Annotated in this window: 18 protein-coding genes; 4 read left to right on the forward strand and 14 right to left on the reverse strand. The window is 47.3% G+C overall.

From position 1 onward, the window contains the following. The first annotated feature begins 54 nt into the window (after positions 1-54). A complete protein-coding gene (locus H6626_04680) occupies positions 55-1500 on the forward strand; it encodes a sigma-54-dependent Fis family transcriptional regulator (protein USN48388.1) in 1446 nt (481 codons plus the stop codon). Here H6626_04680 and H6626_04685 read toward each other — a convergent pair. The 8 genes from H6626_04685 to H6626_04720 all read right to left on the reverse strand — a co-directional run bounded on the left by H6626_04685 (position 1497) and on the right by H6626_04720 (position 9035). After that, entirely contained in the window at positions 1497-2693 is a 1197-nt protein-coding gene (locus tag H6626_04685) for a RimK family alpha-L-glutamate ligase (protein ID USN48389.1), read from the reverse strand. The genes H6626_04680 and H6626_04685 overlap by 4 nt on opposite strands. Positions 2694-2722: 29 nt before the next feature. Next, positions 2723-3187, reverse strand: a complete 465-nt coding sequence (locus H6626_04690; protein ID USN48390.1) for an ATP-dependent zinc protease — start codon at positions 3185-3187, stop codon at positions 2723-2725. 10 nt (positions 3188-3197) lie between these two features. After that, positions 3198-3977 (reverse strand): protein phosphatase 2C domain-containing protein, encoded by a 780-nt coding sequence (locus H6626_04695; GenBank protein ID USN48391.1) that lies wholly within the window; start codon positions 3975-3977, stop codon positions 3198-3200. Beyond that, positions 3967-4698, reverse strand: a complete 732-nt coding sequence (locus H6626_04700; protein USN48392.1) for a protein kinase — start codon at positions 4696-4698, stop codon at positions 3967-3969. Before H6626_04700 ends, H6626_04695 begins: the two co-directional genes overlap by 11 nt. Before the next feature lie 111 nt (positions 4699-4809). Beyond that, positions 4810-5643 (reverse strand): mechanosensitive ion channel, encoded by an 834-nt coding sequence (locus H6626_04705; GenBank protein ID USN48393.1) that lies wholly within the window; start codon positions 5641-5643, stop codon positions 4810-4812. A gap of 10 nt (positions 5644-5653) precedes the next feature. After that, positions 5654-7201 (reverse strand): alkyl hydroperoxide reductase subunit F, encoded by a 1548-nt coding sequence (ahpF, locus tag H6626_04710; protein ID USN48955.1) that lies wholly within the window; start codon positions 7199-7201, stop codon positions 5654-5656. An 80-nt stretch (positions 7202-7281) separates the two neighbouring features. Then, positions 7282-7848: a peroxiredoxin gene (ahpC, locus tag H6626_04715; protein ID USN48394.1), complete on the reverse strand. Its 567-nt coding sequence runs from the start codon at positions 7846-7848 to the stop codon at positions 7282-7284. Between the two features lie 179 nt (positions 7849-8027). Continuing rightward, entirely contained in the window at positions 8028-9035 is a 1008-nt protein-coding gene (locus tag H6626_04720) for a LysR family transcriptional regulator (GenBank protein ID USN48395.1), read from the reverse strand. A gap of 98 nt (positions 9036-9133) precedes the next feature. Between H6626_04720 and H6626_04725 the strand changes: the two genes are divergently transcribed. Next, positions 9134-9847 (forward strand): DUF2799 domain-containing protein, encoded by a 714-nt coding sequence (locus H6626_04725; GenBank protein ID USN48396.1) that lies wholly within the window; start codon positions 9134-9136, stop codon positions 9845-9847. On the opposite strand, the gene H6626_04730 is transcribed toward H6626_04725, so the two are convergent. The 6 genes from H6626_04730 to H6626_04755 form a co-directional block, all read right to left on the reverse strand. Further along, complete coding sequence (locus tag H6626_04730) at positions 9837-10781, reverse strand: Ppx/GppA family phosphatase (protein ID USN48397.1); 945 nt, start codon at positions 10779-10781, stop codon at positions 9837-9839. The genes H6626_04725 and H6626_04730 overlap by 11 nt on opposite strands. Next, positions 10778-11305, reverse strand: coding sequence for a phosphohistidine phosphatase SixA (gene sixA / locus H6626_04735; GenBank protein USN48398.1), 528 nt, complete (start codon positions 11303-11305; stop codon positions 10778-10780). The genes H6626_04730 and sixA overlap by 4 nt, the downstream gene beginning before the upstream one ends. Beyond that, the gene (gene ppk1, locus H6626_04740; GenBank protein USN48399.1) at positions 11302-13410 is read right to left on the reverse strand and encodes a polyphosphate kinase 1; all 2109 of its coding nucleotides are present in this window, start codon (positions 13408-13410) and stop codon (positions 11302-11304) included. The genes sixA and ppk1 overlap by 4 nt, the downstream gene beginning before the upstream one ends. Before the next feature lie 48 nt (positions 13411-13458). Continuing rightward, complete coding sequence (locus tag H6626_04745) at positions 13459-14112, reverse strand: hypothetical protein (GenBank protein ID USN48400.1); 654 nt, start codon at positions 14110-14112, stop codon at positions 13459-13461. A gap of 235 nt (positions 14113-14347) precedes the next feature. Further along, the gene (locus H6626_04750; protein USN48401.1) at positions 14348-14509 is read right to left on the reverse strand and encodes a hypothetical protein; all 162 of its coding nucleotides are present in this window, start codon (positions 14507-14509) and stop codon (positions 14348-14350) included. Positions 14510-14575: 66 nt separating this feature from the next. Further along, complete coding sequence (locus H6626_04755) at positions 14576-15820, reverse strand: M28 family peptidase (GenBank protein USN48402.1); 1245 nt, start codon at positions 15818-15820, stop codon at positions 14576-14578. A gap of 212 nt (positions 15821-16032) precedes the next feature. Between H6626_04755 and H6626_04760 the strand changes: the two genes are divergently transcribed. Both H6626_04760 and H6626_04765 read left to right on the forward strand, forming a co-directional pair. Next, positions 16033-16578, forward strand: coding sequence for a hypothetical protein (locus tag H6626_04760; GenBank protein USN48403.1), 546 nt, complete (start codon positions 16033-16035; stop codon positions 16576-16578). A 70-nt stretch (positions 16579-16648) separates the two neighbouring features. Beyond that, entirely contained in the window at positions 16649-17602 is a 954-nt protein-coding gene (locus tag H6626_04765) for an HD domain-containing protein (GenBank protein ID USN48404.1), read from the forward strand. The last annotated feature ends 52 nt before the right edge of the window (positions 17603-17654 follow it).

A 17654-nucleotide genomic window follows, 5' to 3' on the forward strand; every position in this document is an offset into this window, starting at 1 on the left:
TAAAAAGATTTTGGCATACTGCTATCCACATATTGGCTTTGTGGAGTGTTTTCATTGCGACATCTTTTGTTAATCTCATCCGTCACTGAACCATGGAGTCCTCTTGATGAGGATCTGGGCCCCGGCTATCAAATTACCAGGGTGTCCTCTTTGAATGCGGCCCAGAGCCTCCTGCGTGAAAAGCGTTTTGACATGGCGTTCATAGAATTGGCGTTACTTCAGGCAGGCCCCGTTCAGGGCGTTGAAACATTTAAGAACACCTTGAATGAACTGTTGGCTCCCCATGTGGAAACACCAACAGTCATCATCACACCCGATCACCTTGTCCCCTTTGCCGTGGAACTCGCATCAGAAACTGTCTCGGGCTATCTCACTTTGCCCGTAGAAGCTTCTGAACTTAAGCTCATGGCCGATCGACTCTTCGAATCTCGGCTAAAAGAAGCCGAGATTCGATATTTGCGCGATCAATTTTGGAGCCAGGACTACGACAATGTAGTAGCAACCACCTGCCCGCAGATGAAAATCGTATTGGATCGTGTGCAAGATGTGGCCCCCACAAAATCCACTGTACTTTTGAACGGTGAAACAGGCGTTGGAAAATCTTTGTTCGCCCAACTCATTCACCAACACAGCTCTCGAAAGAACAAACAATTCATTAAAGTGCATTGTGGAGCCATATCTGAGTCTCTCATTGAAAGTGAACTATTTGGTCATGAAAAGGGCGCCTTCACCGGGGCCTTGAGGCGAAAATTAGGCAAATTTGAACTGGCCCATGGAGGCACAATATTTCTTGATGAAATCTCTACTCTCTCTCCATCAGCCCAAATCAAATTATTACAGGTGATTCAAGATTCTACTTTTCAACGGGTGGGAGGCGAAACTGATGTTGAGGTGGATATTCGCATCATCGTCGCCACCAACGAGAATTTAAAACTTCTCTCCGATGAAAAGAAATTTCGGCAAGATCTTTACTATCGTCTCAACGTTTTTCCCATTTCGATTCCACCACTTCGAAATCGTATGGCGGATCTCCCCACTATTATGCAGTCGCTCATTGAAAAGCTCAATCGCACCCATCAAAAGCATATCATTGGAGCCGATCCAGAAGCACTTAACGCGTTAATGAGCTACCTGTGGCCCGGCAACGTCAGAGAACTAGAAAACGTGATTGAGCGGGCGTACATTTTAGAACGAAGTAAAAAGATCTCTTTACAAAATCTACCGCTTGAAATTGCGCAAGTGGACCAATCCTCCACAGTTTTGCCCATTGACACCACTCTGCCACTGGCCGAAGCCCGACAAAAATTGGTGAGCCAATTTGAGCGGGCCTACCTGCAAGAACTGCTGACCAGTACCCATGGAAAAATAAACAAGGCCGCAGAAACAGCAGGCATCAGCACCCGACAACTCAACAAGTTGATGAACCGATACAAACTGGCCACCAAAGACTTTAAATGGTCCAAGCTGTCACCCTCGCCGGCGGCCAATTTCGAAAGCTAAGAACCTAAATTTAGATTTTTCGGCAAGCGGGATGGTTTTGGACGACGTCTTCGCTTTGTCTTCTCTGGAACCATGTCCTTCATAAGTTCAAGCTTTCCAAAACAGAGTAAGCGGTCTTCGGGTTCAAGCACCCGCTCGTGTTTGGGATTGGGGATCACCTTGCCACCGCGATAGAGCGTTAAAACATTAATGTCACGATCTCTCAATCCGGCTTCTAATATGGTCTGCCCAATATATTTAGACCCTTTTGGCAAATAGAGCTCTGTCACGCCATAGCCCTTACTCACCGTTAGCCGCTGTCGAATATCTATTTCTGGAAAATCCACTTGCGCCGCAATGTATTCAATAATGGAGCCTGCCACATCCAGCTTCGTGCACCGTTCAATACCCTCTAAACCAGGTGAGGAATTGATCTCCATAATTTGAGGACCCGCCGCACTTTCAAGCATATCCACACCGGCCACTCGAAGACCCATAATCTGTGCCGCCCTTACTGCCGCTTCGGTGTATTTCTCGTCCAATGTCACGGCCTCGGTTCGTCCACCTCGATGCACATTGCTTCTGAATTCTTGCCCTTGCGCCACCCGACGCATAGCCGCCACCACTTGATCACCCACCACAATAGCGCGAATGTCTCGCCCCTTGCTTTCCGCAACAAACTTTTGAATCAACACATTTTGTTTTTGGCTTTGAAAAACTTCAATCATAGAGATCGCAGTCTCTCTAGACTCAGCCAACATCACTCCTATACCTTGAGTGCCCTCAATGAGTTTAATAATAACGGGAACTCCACCCACCCGCTCGATGGACGGAAGTATATCTGACTTATCGCGCACAAATGCTGTCCGCGGAATGCCAATGTTGTGACGACTGAGCGTTTGCAGACTTCGCAGTTTATCTCGGGAAACGATAATTCCATCGGCCGTGTTAGCGCAATACACATTCATTTGTTGAAACTGTCGAACAATGGCCGTGCCGAAATAAGTGACCGAGGCTCCGATTCGCGGCAATACAGCATCAAAATAAGTGATCTGTTTGTTTTTATAGTAAAGGTCGGGATGGCCTTCGTCCAAATCGATAGCGAATTTAAAGACATCCAGAACGTTTACTTTGTAGCCACGCTCAACGGCAGCCTGCTTTAATCGCATTGTACTATAACACTTAGGGCTGCGTGATAAGATTGCCAGTTTCATCTCTCCTCCAGTTCATTACTAAACATCGCTTAAACCCTCGCTCGCTTTTTCACCGCTGGTTTTCCACCACAATAGGAGCGCCCCACATCAACAACAAAACGCCCTCGAAACGACTGCCTCCCCAACAACATTCGAAAGCCCATATTTGCTCGATTGGTCAAAGTCACCTCAATGGGCCAACGCTGCCCCATCATCACAATATCCGTAACAATTACCGGACGTCGCTCCACCTGACCATTAGAACTTTTCACATGGCGATATTCTAATACGGGCACCCGGTTAATTACGCTGCCCAAGGTTCCCCGCTGCTCTGGGTGAACCTCAAATTCAACATAATCACGCCCACGCCGAGTAAACAAATGCATTCTCACTGCGTGCAAACTAGATGTCTGCGCCCCAGTGTCCACCTTGACCTTGATGTGCGGGACATGCAACAAAGGTAACTCCGCCCACTCTCGCCAACCAATTGCATCTAGAGGTTTTTTTCTTATCATCTTATTCCCATTAACTTTTAACTTTTCGCAACAAAACCCAAGCTATGTCGTCGTACTTTTTCCAACCCTCGGGGTCCTGCGCCTGGCTGGTCTCAAGTAAGCTATTGAACGCTCCGTCGAAATCTCCCTTAGCCACAGTATCTTTTAATGCTTCATGGGAAATATTATCAAAAAGCCCATCAGTACCAATAAGCACCGTGTGCCCCTTTTTCATTTCTATGCCACTAGAACCTTCCATTCTGATGTAAGAATCGCCCATAAGATTTGTCACAATATGGCGCTCGGGATCGTCCAAAGACTGCTCTTGCTCAATCAACCCCGCCTCCACACCAAATCCCACTGTGGAGTGAGGGATATTAGAAAAAACCTCATTACCAACAGAGTTCCAATAGACCACTTCCGAATCACCCACTGAAAAACTCCGAAACCAACTGTCATGAATCGTATAAAAGGCCAAAGTGCACCGGGCGCCGGCCTTTAGCGCCAAAACTTGGTCATTGGCCTTCTCCATGACCCGAAAGGGGTTAAGTTCACTATTTTTAAAAAGCTTTGGTTCATTAACTACTGAATCCACAGCCGCCAAGGCCGCGTCTCGTCCCCGTGGATGTCCACCGGCCCCATCGGCCACACCTATGATGATGGCCCCATCTTTCTCTAACAGAAACAGGACATCTTCATTGGCCTTATCATAGGATTTACTTTTTGCGGTGAAGTACCCCACCCGAAAATCACCAAGATCAAACAGCTCGTGCTTGGGCTTATCTGAATTGATAACTTCTTTAAACGGCATCCGACCAATCCATCATCTCTAAATAGGTTCGTAGTGCAGAAATTGATCGGAATCGGTTCAGAATAAGGCTGCGCTTAAGCCCACAAACGATGTATTTAATCGAAGGCGACATTTTATGATAGTGAGCTTGGCCACCTAAAATGTCATAGAAAATCCGGATGATTTTCACTACATCCTCGTCACGATTGTCCTTTTTAGAGTCACCCCAATGATGAAGATCAAATATTTTAACGTCAAACTCTAAACCGAACCGCCGAATCATAATATTATCGACGTGCAAATCACCATGATACTCGCCTTTTTGATGAATAGACTCCACCCCGCGCACGATAGAATATAACAAATGAATGGCCGGAAAAATCCCAAGCCGCTTTCCCTTTTGCCGATTCACAAACTGACTGAGCGGTTCTCCGATAATCAACTCTGAAGTGAGACAGGCCACACGCTGGCCCTTTAGCCAGATCACTTCATGGGACAAATAATCAATAACAATGGGACTGGAGCGAAGCTTATCAAGCTTATTGGCATATCGAATGCTGACTTTAAAGCCCTTGTTTCGATGAGGATAAAAAAGCTTAATTGCACGTTCTTTATTGGTGTAGCTTTCTGATACCTTATAAACTTCACCCTCAAACCCCGATCCTAAGAGTTCAAGGACCTCATAACGCCCACCCACGATGCGTCCCGGTTCAAGGGCAAACTTTTCCAACTTGGCGTCCAAACGTCATACTCCTCTTTGTCCACAGCAATTGACGCCTCATAGTAACCCGGGGCTGCGGACAGAGTCATCATCTATTCGAAAATTAAAGGCTCTCAGTGAGCCGGCGAGGACTCACTTCGGCGACTTTCCGAAGAAATCACGAAGGACATCCTGCTCCACACGCCCCTTACTAAAGCTCGGCACAGGCATTCGCACAACCAAATCCACTTTGCCAGCTTCTGGAAAATGCCAGGCCACGCGGGGCTCGGCCTTTGGGATATCAACGCCCCGTTTTTTAGCCATGGAGCTGAGGCTCTTTGTCGCATCACCCAGATAATCTCGGGACACCCGGTTGGCCGAATCAAGTAAACGTTGACTCGCCTGCCGCCAATCCTGCTCCATATCCATGGGTACGGTGAACGTGTGCAATACATACTTTTGCCGGGAAGTTTCGTTGATCACCGGCGTGGATAAAAATAAACTGTTCGGCACTTCTATAATGCGACCGGTGTATTGGTGAATGCGGCGACCAGGCCCGATCTCATGAAGCGTGGTGGTGAACATATTGGTGTCTACCACATCGCCTCTAAGGTCACCAATTTCAATGCGATCTCCCACTTCAAAGGGGCGAGTACTTCCTTTAAGTACGCCACCCATAAAGCACAAAATCAGCTCTTTCGTGGCAATCACAAGGGCTGCCGCCACCGCCACCATAGAAATGGCCACGGCTTGAATTTGCTCGGCCCAAATCGCAATCAAACCCAGAAATAACAGAGCCAGAAATACATTTCTGGTGAGACGCTCCCATTGGCGCAACACACTTTGACTGGGTGGCTTCGCCCGGCGCACTCGCCGAATGGCCAACCAGCGACCCAGCACAACCAGCGCCACAAGCACGAAGGTTTCAAAGAGGTTCATTAAAAAAGGCGAATTAACATCCCATTCGACCACTGGTATTCTCCACATCGGTCCATCCTTATAACACCATTTGATCTTCGAAGGCAGCCAACGCCGCTTTTGCCCCTTCGCCCATGGAAATCACTATCTGTTTATACGGGACGGTTGTCACGTCACCTGCTGCATACACACCTTCTACATTGGTCCGGCATTTCTCATCAACAATAATTTCACCATATTTCGTAAGCTCAACTACCCCTTTTAGAAAACCACTGTTGGGTATCAAACCAATTTGTACGAAGACTCCATCCAGATCAATTAACTTAATCTCTTCTGTGCTTCGATCCTCATAACTGAGCCCAACGACTTTGTCGCCGTCGCCTCGAACTTCAGTGGTGCGGGCCATGGTGATGATATCCACATTAGGTAACGATTTCAGTTTTTTCACTAAAACCTCATCGGCCTTCAATTTTTCACCAAACTCAACCATGACCACAGACTTCACGATGCCAGCCAAATCAATAGCGGCCTCAACGCCAGAGTTTCCACCGCCCACAACAGCCACGCGCTTACCCTTATAAAAGGGCCCGTCGCAATGGGGGCAGTAAGCCACACCTCGACCCAGATAGTCCTTTTCACCCGGCACACCGAGTTCTCGCCACTTGGCACCTGTGGCCACAATCACAGAACGAGCATCCAAAAACTCACCACTGGTTAAAGAAATCTTTCGTGTCTCACCGGCTTCCATTTTTTCAACTCGCCTATGTTCTAAAACTTGGATTTCGTATTCGGCCATGTGTTTTGCCATTTGCGCTGAAAGCTGTGGACCTTCCGTATATGGAACAGATATGAGATTCTCAATACCTTTCGTATCTTGCACCTGTCCACCCACCCGCTCAGCTAAGACCACAGTCTTTAGCCCCTTTCGAGCTGAATAAATGGCCGCTGACACTCCTGCCGGGCCGGCCCCAATTACGGCCACATCATAGTGCCCAAGGTCTTTTGGCGTTGATATTTGTTGTTTGTCCGTACCGAAAGTCTCTTCTAATATTTCAAGCAACTCCAAAAAACCCGCCTTACCCACACTGATGGCTTTATCACCAGCAACTACCGTGGGGACGGCTTGAATTTTTAATTTTTCTACATCTTCAGTGGCAACGCCACCGTCAACCATTTCATGACGAAAATCAGGATGCACCAATGCCATTTGGTTAAGCGCTTGCACAACGTCGGGGCAATTTTCGCAGGTCAATGAGATAAAGGTTTTTATGTCCACAGGGCCTTTTAAGCTTTTAACTCGATTTAAAAGCATTTCGTCTGGCCACTTACCCAGTCCATCTGCATTCAAAACAGATAGAACCAAAGACGTGAATTCATGCCCACTGGGCACACCACGAAAAGCCACTCCCGTGTCTTGTCCATTATGCGTGAGTCGTACCCCTGGAGAAGGGCTTAACTCAGTGGTTTTCACCACTTCAATATTTGGAGAAGTCTCTGCCAGCTCGCTTAACATTTGCAGTAAATCTGACTGTTTTGCATGCTGACTTTCGCTGACGATGAGCTGTATCTTACCTTTAAGTTTTGCAAAAACAGCTTTTAATTGTTCTTTCATTTGTGAATCGATCATCGCCATTTTCGCCTCCCTTTTGCACGACATCGAGTTTGAGAGGAGATCTCTCCTCTCAACTCCGACTATCTACTTATAGATTAAATTTTACCCACTAGATCTAACCCTGGTTTTAGAGTTTCCTCTCCGGGTTGCCACTTGGCCGGGCACACTTCGTTGGGGTGCTTAGCGATAAATTGAGCTGCTTGCACCTTTCGCATCAACTCATCGGCGTTTCGTCCGATTCCGTTGTCATGAATTTCAGCAATTTTAATCTGCCCCTCAGGACTGATTAAGAAAGTTCCACGGTAAGCCAGACCTTCTTCTTCAATGTAAACGCCGAAAGCTCGTGATAGGTGACCGGTGGGGTCAGCCAGCATGGGGTACTTGATTTTCTTAATGGTCTCAGAAGTGTCATGCCATGCCTTGTGAGTGAAATGAGTGTCTGTACTGACCGAGTACACTTCCACGCCCATTTTTTGAAATTCTGCATAGTGGTCAGCCATGTCCCCTAGCTCCGTAGGACAAACAAAAGTAAAGTCTGCGGGATAAAAGAAAAGGATGGACCATTTGCCGGCAAGACTATCTTGAGTCACCGTCTTAAAGTCTTCGTTGTGATAGGCCTGAGCTTTAAACTCGGGTAATTTCTTGTTAATGAGAGTTTCCATGTATCCTCCTAGTTATATTGATGGAATATTCTTTCTATACATTTTTTACAGTAAATCAAATGATGGATTCTCGCTAATATTTAGATCCAATGGCTCCATAGGCTGTGCCTATTAAAGTACAGTGCGTTAATAGGTTTGATTTGATTTCCATGAGGTGGGCTGCCGACAACTCTGACGCCCTAGTAAATATCCACAACCTCAACTTCTTGACGTTTCAATGATTTAATGGACTTAGGAAGCTGACTCAAAATGAGAGATTCCATGGCTTCTATAATGTTTTCCTTTAGAAAACTGCGACTGTGCACCAAGCTCACTTCGCGAGTGGGAACTGGTTTTTTAAATCGACGAACATGGGCCTGAATTTCTTGTGCGCTGAGTTGATCCACAGCCAACTGAGGCAGCAATGTGTATCCCACATTTTTTTTGATGAGGTTCATTAAAGTTTCTAGATTTCCGCTCGCAAACTCCACATTTTTTAAGACTTTGTGTGAGGGCTCAAGAGAACACACCTTCAGCACCTGCTCACGAAAACAATGTCCCTCTTCTAGCAGCCACAAATCGTGGTCTTCAATATCCCCCTCAGTGACCCACTTTTTTTTCGCAAGCCTATGGTTCTCTGATGCGTACACAGAAAAGGGTTCGAAAAACAAATGTCGTTCAATAATTCGATCGTCGCCCAAGGGTGTCACTAATAAACCCACATCGATTTCGTCTTCAAGCAGGAGTCGCACAATGTCGTCGGTTTTGTATTCATTGATTTTCAATTTCACTTTCGGATATCGACTGGCAAACTCTCCTAAAAACAGCGGCAGCACGTAGGGGGCCAATGTGGGAATCACCGCCAAGTGAAAGGGCCCTCGGGGCTCACCTCCAGCCTCATGGGCCACATCCGATAGCTTGCGATGCTCGGCTATCACTTTCTTAGCCTGATCGATGATTTCTTGGCCAACAGACGTGGTGAGAATAGGTTTTTGGGACCTGTCGAAAACCACCACTCCCAACTCTTCTTCCAGCTTTTGAATTTGCGCTGACAGCGAGGGCTGGGATACATGACAGGCCTTTGCGGCATTGCCAAAATGCCTCTCCCGGTCGACGGCCAATAAATATTCGAGCTGGGTGATTGATGGCACAAGGACTCCTTTTTCAGTTCCATCACTGTGTCGGGGCCATCTTATTAAGACGGCCATAAGTATGGCAACATATTCGCCCAACCTGCTTAAAACCTAGGCAGCCCTGGGCCGGTTAATTGATGACATTTCTCCACCACATCCCTACGATGAATGTCATGAGCAAATATTCGGCATTAAAATCAATTGTGGCCTGTCTCGTGTTAGGGCTCGTCGCTGGCTGTGCCTCTGGACGAGTTCGAGAAAACTGCCAAGAACACAATTGGCAGAAGCGCGGCGGTGATCTTGCCCAGCAGGGCAAAATGATCAACGAAGATTTTTTCACAAAAAAATGTGAGTCTGCCCAGGGCTTTGTTGACTACGCCGCTTTGGATCGGGGATTTAAAGCGGTTCGGGATGACGTTTGTGATCCCAAAAAAGCTCATGCGCTTGGCAAAGAAGGACAAAATTTTAGTTTTCCCATCTGTCGCGACCACAATTACTCTAAGATGGAAAAAGCTTATGAATCCGGGCTCGCCTCGTTCTGCTCCCCGGAAAACGGCATGACTGTGGGGCTTTCTGGTAACCCCTATCAAGGCCATTGCCCCCCAACCAGCGAGGCTGGTTTTTTAACCTCTTACAATCAAGGCCGTAAAACCTATTTAAGTCGGCAGTTGAAAATAAAAAAAGATTTGCTCACAGACCAGACTGAAAGACTCGCCCAAAAACAGAGCCACAAACAACACCTATTGAATCAAATGAAGTTTCGAAAAAGACCCGAGTTAAAGTCTGAACTTGAGTCTATAAATTGGGACATAAGCCATATTTCATCTGAAAAAAACAAAACCGAATTTGAAGTACAAAAAATTTCTGAAGAACTTTCTAAGCTCTGATTTGGGCGGCTAAAAATCTTTCCATCTCGGCCTCAAGGATACCATCTCTCAGGCTAAATGAAGTGGTATACACTTTCTTGCACCCTAAAACTTTTAGAATTTCATCGAGCAACACACAGCCGGCCAATATAAGGTCCACTCGCTTCGCCTCAAGACCCGGCAACAGCAGCAACTGCTCCCGCGACATGGGCAGCATTTCTTCAATCAGCGTGGCAAGACTACTGCGCTTGAATGGGTCAATGGGAACGTCTTTTTTTCTTAAGATTTTGGCAATGGCCCTAATTGTACCGCTGGATCCGATCACAACCTCAATGGATGGCCAGTTTTTCTTTTGCACAAGAGGCGCCACTTGCTCATTTACATAAGCGCGCAAAGCCTCAACCGGTGATTCTCCTGAAGGCAACTTCTGCGGCGGCACTGTATGCAAAAACATTTGCTGTAGGCGATTGGCACCAAGATCAAAACTAAACGAGTCAATCACCGACTTTTTGTGACAAATACTCACTTCTGTACTGCCACCGCCAATATCAATGAGCGCCACCAGACTGGCCGGTAACACCTCATTACTGAGAATGCCTTTGGCAATAAACTCGGCCTCGGTTTTACCGTCAATGACTTCCATATTAAACCCTGTGAGCTTTTTAATCTGACGAACAAAGGCCTTAGAGTTTTTTGCCTGGCGCATTGCACTTGTGGCAAACCCTACAACCCGATCCACGCCTTCGGCTTCGATGAGGTGCTTAAAATCTAACAGCGCTTGAAGTGTCCGCTGCTTAGCCTCTGGCAAAAGTTCAGATGTTTCAAATACGCCATCGCCTAGTCGCACCATCACTTTGTTTCGATAAATTCGTCTTACGGCGTGACCGGCGGCTGATAATTCATAGACATCTAGACGCAGAGAGTTTGTACCAAGATCGATAATGGCCACCTTCATCGGTGCCCACCATGAATTTTTTCGCACAACCTTCGAAGTGTTTTTGGCTGCATCAAGCATTGGAAATGCGCCCGCCCTGGTTTGAGTTGACCGTCAAAATCAAGAACTACAATGGCTCCCTTTTTAATATCAAACATGGGCCTCACCTGACCGGTCAAGAGATAACCCACCAAGTCTCCCAGATGAGGCTGATGACCCACAAGCAAAAGGCAACGGTTGTTTTCTTGCTCTGAAAGCATTGACACTGTTTTTACCGGATCCACCGTTGGCTTTAATAGCGGCGAGGGTTCCATGGGAACATTTTTATAGAATTTTATTAGAATTTCGGCTGTTTGTTGAGCGCGCCGCAACGGGCTTACAAGAAATTGATCCGCTTCCGGAAACAAAGCATGCATGGCCGCTGCGTGATCCGCCATTTTTTCCATGCCCTCCTTTGTAAGAGGCCTCGCCTCGTCACTTTCACCGGTGGCCATAAATGAATCGCGCGACTCGGCGATGGCATGTCTGACAATTAGCAGCCTCACCGTGAACCCCGCTTTTTCTTTTGTTTTTCAGAGCGTTTTTTGTACCTGGCTATAAAACGATCATGCACCCCCAACAAACCCTCTTCCCGCACCGGCGCCGGCGGATGATAGGTTCCGTCTTCAAGAAGCTGCCAAGTCTGTTGCTGATCCTCCAACATATAGGTCAGAATTTTCCAACATTCTTTTTTATTTTTCAAATCTGTCACCGGCAAAATGGTTTCAATTCGGTTGTTTAAGTTGCGATACATCCAATCAGCTGAGCCCATTAAAAACAAACCTTCCAAGGGGTCAGATTTTCCGGATTGAAAATAAAAAATTCGTGAGTGCTCTAAAAAGCGCCCGATAGCGGATCGCACTTGAATGTTCTCACTCAAACCCTTCACCCCTGGCCTAATGGTGCAAAACCCGCGCACAATTAAATCGATTTTTACTCCCGCTTGCGAGGCCTCATAGAGCGCATCACAAATACGCTGGTCTTCAAGGCTATTCATTTTTGCCATGATCCGCGCCGGCCGGCTGTTTTTAGCCTGTTCGGCCTCTGCTTGAATTAAATCTAAAAATCGCTTTTCCATATTTAAAGGGGCGACTAGAAATTTTTTATAGTTTTTCTTTAAGGACAACCCTGTGAGAAAATTAAAAATATCAATCATCTCCGATGTCACTTGCGGATCACAAGTAAAAAGACCGATATCTGTATAGAACCTTGCCGTATCGGCATTGTAGTTTCCTGTGCCAACATGTCCATACATACGGTAGTCTTGACCCTCTCGGCGAATCACTAAAATGATCTTACTGTGAACCTTCTTTCCCACCATACCGTAGGCCACGTGAACGCCGGCTTTCTCTAGCATTTCAGCCCAATAGATATTTCTGGCTTCATCAAATCGGGCCTTCAATTCTACCACTACAACCACTTGCTTGCCTTTTTCGGCAGCCTCAATGAGCAAGGGGATAATGGGAGAATTTTCACCCGCCCGATATAGGGTCATTTTTATCGCTAGCACGTGAGGATCATTCACGGCTTCTTCAATAAATCGCAACACACTGGCATTAAAACTCTCATAGGGGTGATGCACCAACACGTCACGCTCGGCTAGAGACTTAAAAATCGTCACCCCTTCATCATGCAAAGCAGCCGGCACCACCGGATGGTGGGGCGGGTATTTCAATTGCGGCAGCGGCAATGCGGCTATTTCATTCAAAGCATAGTGGTTGAGCTCACCACTCCCCTGATAAATGTCTGCTGGAGTGATCTCAAGTTCTTCTTGCAGCATCTCAAGAATCGGTGTGTCGGTTTGATCGGCGCATTCTAGTCGCACCACTGAGGCCACACGACGCTGCCTGAGCTCTTCTTCGACCACGTCAACAAGGTCTTCAACATCATCACTCAACAGGTCGATGTCGGCATTTCGGGTCACCCGAAAGGGCATGACGTTGAGAATCTCCATTTCGGGAAATAACTCATCGAGGTTATGTGTTATGAGATCCACTAAACTTAAAAGTCGAAAAGTGGGTGGAGAGGTCTCGCCTTCAATTAGCACCCACTGCGGTATCACACTAGGCACCTTGATTCGGGCAAACATGTGGTCTTTTCGCTGAGGGTGTTGCAAACGCACACCCAAAGACACCGATAAATTCGATAAAAACGGAAAGGGATGGGCAGGATCCACGGCAAGTGGAGTCAATATGGGAAACACTTTTTGCCTTGAATAATCTTGAGCGGCTTGTTTTTCTGACTCAGACAGATCTTTCCAGCTCAAAAACACCACGCCCTGCTCTGCCAAGGCGGGCACAATCTCATCGTAAAAACAGTGAGTCCTCACTTCGAGAAGGGCGTGAACCTTTTCGCGAATCAGCCTCTCAAGCTCAATTGGATTTGAACCCTCATGGCCCACCTGCAATAGCCCTCGGCCAATGACCCGCTTTAAGTACCCCACCCGTTTCATAAAAAACTCATCTAGGTTTGAGGTGAATATCGACAAAAACCGGACTCGTTCTAATAGCGGTGTTTGGGGATCGCGAGCCTGGTGCAAGACTCTCTCATTAAAATTTAGCCAACTCAGTTCGCGATTAAAATATCTGATAAATGGGTGTTCTTCGGACATAGCGGGGATATTGTAGCTCCCCGCCTGTCATTGGACAAGAAAGTCGTGTTAAGATGCGCGGTAGCGAGCCACCATCTCGTTAAACACTTCTTCTATTTGATACTTCAAGCTCTCAAGAGCCACGATGGCTACCAGATGGGGCACCTTGCCTGGGTCAAGGCGGGCAATCACATCGTCAATTCGATCAAACACCCGTTCGATTTTACTAAGCACCTTTTCCACGGCCACGTCGATTTTCGTTTCAAACTGATCGAGGTGATCGAGAAGTTCCTGCATGCGGGCAATAGCCTCAGCATGAATGGGTAGCGCCGGATTTAAGCGAGCCATTTGTGCTAAGATTTTCTCTCTCGCCATATGGATTTTGTCTTTGACCACGCCCAGGTTGTCAAAAAGCAGACCAAACACACGCTCGATCACGCCTTTTAATCCCGAAGCACTGCCTGAGGTGGCCGAACCTGGAGATAACTGGTCCACATTCTGTAGGGCATCCAGTGCCTCTTTTAATGAATTGTTTACCAGATCGGCATCAGCTGCGGTAATCCCGAGCTCCAACTCCTTTGCTAACGCATCATCTTCTATCCGACTGGCTGAATTGACCAAAGACTCTTCAGCCTGAAACCCTTGACTGCAGCCCACCGCAGTCACCATTGTTAGCGCCACCATGAGGTGTGCGCACTTATTTATTAGTTGAGTTATTTTCATAACGTCCCTCCCACATTTTTTAAGCCCAAATCCTTTTGACGCGTTAAACGCCTGGGGATTCATGCCTTTAAATTGCAAGAGGTCCTCCAAACCAGATCAAAATAAGCCAGTGGAATGTTGAAGATTTTGTGTTAAGCCCTTGGCCCTGTAAAAACTTAAGGCCTTTTTTTGACAACACGTCACAGGATGTCATGTTCACAATGAAACAAACTTGTCTCAAAAAAATTCAATCACTCTAAGATAGACCTTTATCGAGGGCCTGTTGACTCAGTAAATGCAACTGAAACGCAAAACTTGTAAACAATATTTCAGCTCTCGTGCCGTCACCAGCACTGTCACGACAACATTCATTTGGACCCTCATACTCGCCCCAAATGGCGCTTTGCTTACGAGCCATGGCGTCTTGAGCCAGGTCAATGACCGAATCGCGACCGGGCTTGATCCTTAAATTGTTTCAGGCGATTTAATACGGCTGACGATCCGTTGAGTTGCCCAGCTGGAGACCCAAAGCCACAGCTATCTTGGCAAACATGGCTGCATGTTGAAAATCAGAATCGCTATCTACGATATCTCGCACAGAGTGGATTTTTCGATTGAACGTCTGCAAGCTGGCTTCAAAGGGCAACAACGTCGGATATCCCTGCCGGTACCAAGACACATGGTCACTGCAGCCATATCCACATCGCCCTTCAAGCACGCGAGCCTTAATGTAGTGGCGATTGAGCTCACCAAAATATTCACGAAGCCAACTGCTTGTGTAATCTGTCATTGAACTCATGGTGAACCGCCCCTCGCCGGCCACCATGGTCATATCTAGCTGCAATACTGCCACCACATCTTTGTTGGTCGCGTTGTACTCGCGAGCTATTTCACCTGAGCCAACAAGTCCTGTCTCTTCGCCGGCATACCAAAAAAATTCTATGGTGCGATCAAGCGGCCCATGGGCCAAAATCACTCGCAGGGCCTCCACAAGGTCAGCAGACCCTGAAGCATTATCATCAGCTCCCGGCGCTAAATCCCCCCAACTTTGATTGATCGAATCCAGATGCCCACCGAGCACGATAATTTCTTGAGACCTTTGCAGCCCGGGGATGCGCACCCGAATGGAGTCTTGGCGGGTGGATGAATGGCTGATGCGCTCCACGTCCACATTAAAATCTAAACCTTGCACCATTTGATTGAGTCGCTGAACAAAAGGGTCGATGTGCCTATTTGGAGTACTGCTGAGGTGGTAACGAGTTTCGAATGAAGACAACCACTCCACTGTTTCTTTAATTTTAGTAAAGTCCACCTGCGAAACAGCCTCGGCCACGTCAGCGCTGTAATCCAGAGTCACAGATGAGTTAAATAGTCGAAATCGTTTTTCATAGGCTTTGTTTTTTTGATTATGATCAATGAGGCTTGCAAATAAGGAGGGCGAAGACATGGCCATCCCTTGCATTTTTTGTTGACGGCTTAGAAATAATTTTTCATAGCCACCGCATCGACCATCTGCATGCGCCACTTGCGATATCATTTTTTGCTGATCACTTGTGGCTAAAGCCATTCCCAGGCCCAACTCATTTGATACCGCTTTTGGAGCCACACCGACTTTTTCTAGCATGGATAAATCGGCAACGATCGCCTCGCGCGGCCCTGCATTTTCTAAACTGTGAGCCCAGCTAGTAAAAACTATCACCCCTATGAAAACAGCTAACCGATTTCTCAAAGACACCCCCGCATGCCTTTCACCCTGCACCCCCTGGTTTCAACTGTCACATGAAAACTTCTGTCAAATGCCCTTTATCAGCCCACCAGAGAAACCTAGACTTCTGTCTGGGCTGGGTTTTGGTTTGCGTCTTGACCATAAGCGACTTAGACTTTGTCTGTAATATTAGATTTGCCCACTTTAGTAACTTCAACACTTTCAGGAGGACCTCCATGAAAAAACTATTACACATCAGCGCGTTGGCGCTCACGGTAGCCATTATGGGCTTTACCGCTGAACAAAGCGAAGCCTATATGGGCTTTCATTTTAACCCTGCATTCAACTACCAACAGCAAGCTACTTCGGGTGACTGGGGCAGCGCTGACTCCAACACGCTGGAATACTCGTTAAAGCTGGGATACGGTTTACCCTCAGGGTTGTATCTTGGCGCCATCATGGATGGACACTCGAATACGGTTAACGATCAACCCGTTGGCCCCACAGGGTATGGAGTTTCTATTGGATACCACAGCGGTGGTTTTTTTCTCCAAGCTCACTACTTTCTCAGTGCCACATATCAAACAGGAGCTAGTAACGATTATTCAGGCACAGGCATAGGCGTTGATTTTGGCTACTACTTTATGGTGGCTAGCAACTTTGCCCTTGGCCCCCAGTTGGACTACCGCACTTGGACCTACACTGAAGACGAAAATAATAACACGTTTAACAATGGCCTCTCTGCCCTTCAGCCAAAAATTGGCCTAGCGTTCATCTTCTAATTGAACCGTTAATGGATAAGGCCCGGCCGCAAGCGGCTGGGCTTTTTTTTTGCTTACTTGGACATAAAAATTGAATAAAGAACTGGAAGTTTTTCCTGTTAACATTCAAAATCTGTATCGTCTTGAAGGTATTCTCCCTTTTGCCATTTACGTGCGCCTCATCAATGGCCAAATTCAACGAGTCCTCGGCCCGAAAGCAAAACTAGATGCCTCTTTGGTCGACGATTATATTATGAAAGGCCTTAAAGAGTTTTACGTATTGGAAAGCGATCGCCACGCTCTTCTCACCACTCTCGATCAACAGGTTGTCAAAAAACAATCCGAACGCCCCATAGACTTGCCCACGCTGAAGGGCCTCGTGGATGAGCTCTCAACGCAAACACTAAAAGAGGTCTACGCCACCGGCAACATGACGCCGGCCCATCTTGAACAGTCAAAACATGTGGTAGAAACCTACGTCGCTCTCTCACTGGAACAGGCGGGCAACCTTCCGGTATTTCTAGAGCTTGCCAAGAGCAAGGGATTTTATCTTCGTCATTCTATGATGACGGCCATTTTTTCGATTTTACTAGCCCGCACTATCTTCGGTGAGGCCCGCGACACATTGACTCAGGCTGGTCTCGCTGGCCTCTTGCATGATGTGGGTATGGCCCGCCTGCCGGAGCAGATCTTTGAGTTCGACAAGAGCCTTTCCCACTCGCAAATGCAAGTTCTCACTCAACACCCCGCCTTGGGCGTCGATATCGTCAAGAATCTTTCGAATATTCCACAAGACGTTGTCGATGCGATCTTGCAACATCATGAAGCGTGGGACGGGTCGGGCTACCCCAGCGGCCTCAGGGGGGCTGACATCAATCACCTCGCCCGCATTGTGGCTGTGGCCGACTATTTTGGCAGCATGATCACCCAGTGGGGCAACCACATGGCGCTCACACCACAACTGGCTGGCCTGATGCTCGACCGAAACACTCAGCTCGACCCGCAATTGGTAATGGCATTTAAGACGCTCTTGAATCTCGGCTAAGGCCAATAGCGCGTCTTGATCGAATGATGACGACCTCACGATGCTTCACTCC

The sequence above is a fragment of the Pseudobdellovibrionaceae bacterium genome, from assembly GCA_023898385.1.
In the GTDB taxonomy this organism is placed as follows: Bacteria; Bdellovibrionota; Bdellovibrionia; order Bdellovibrionales; family UBA1609.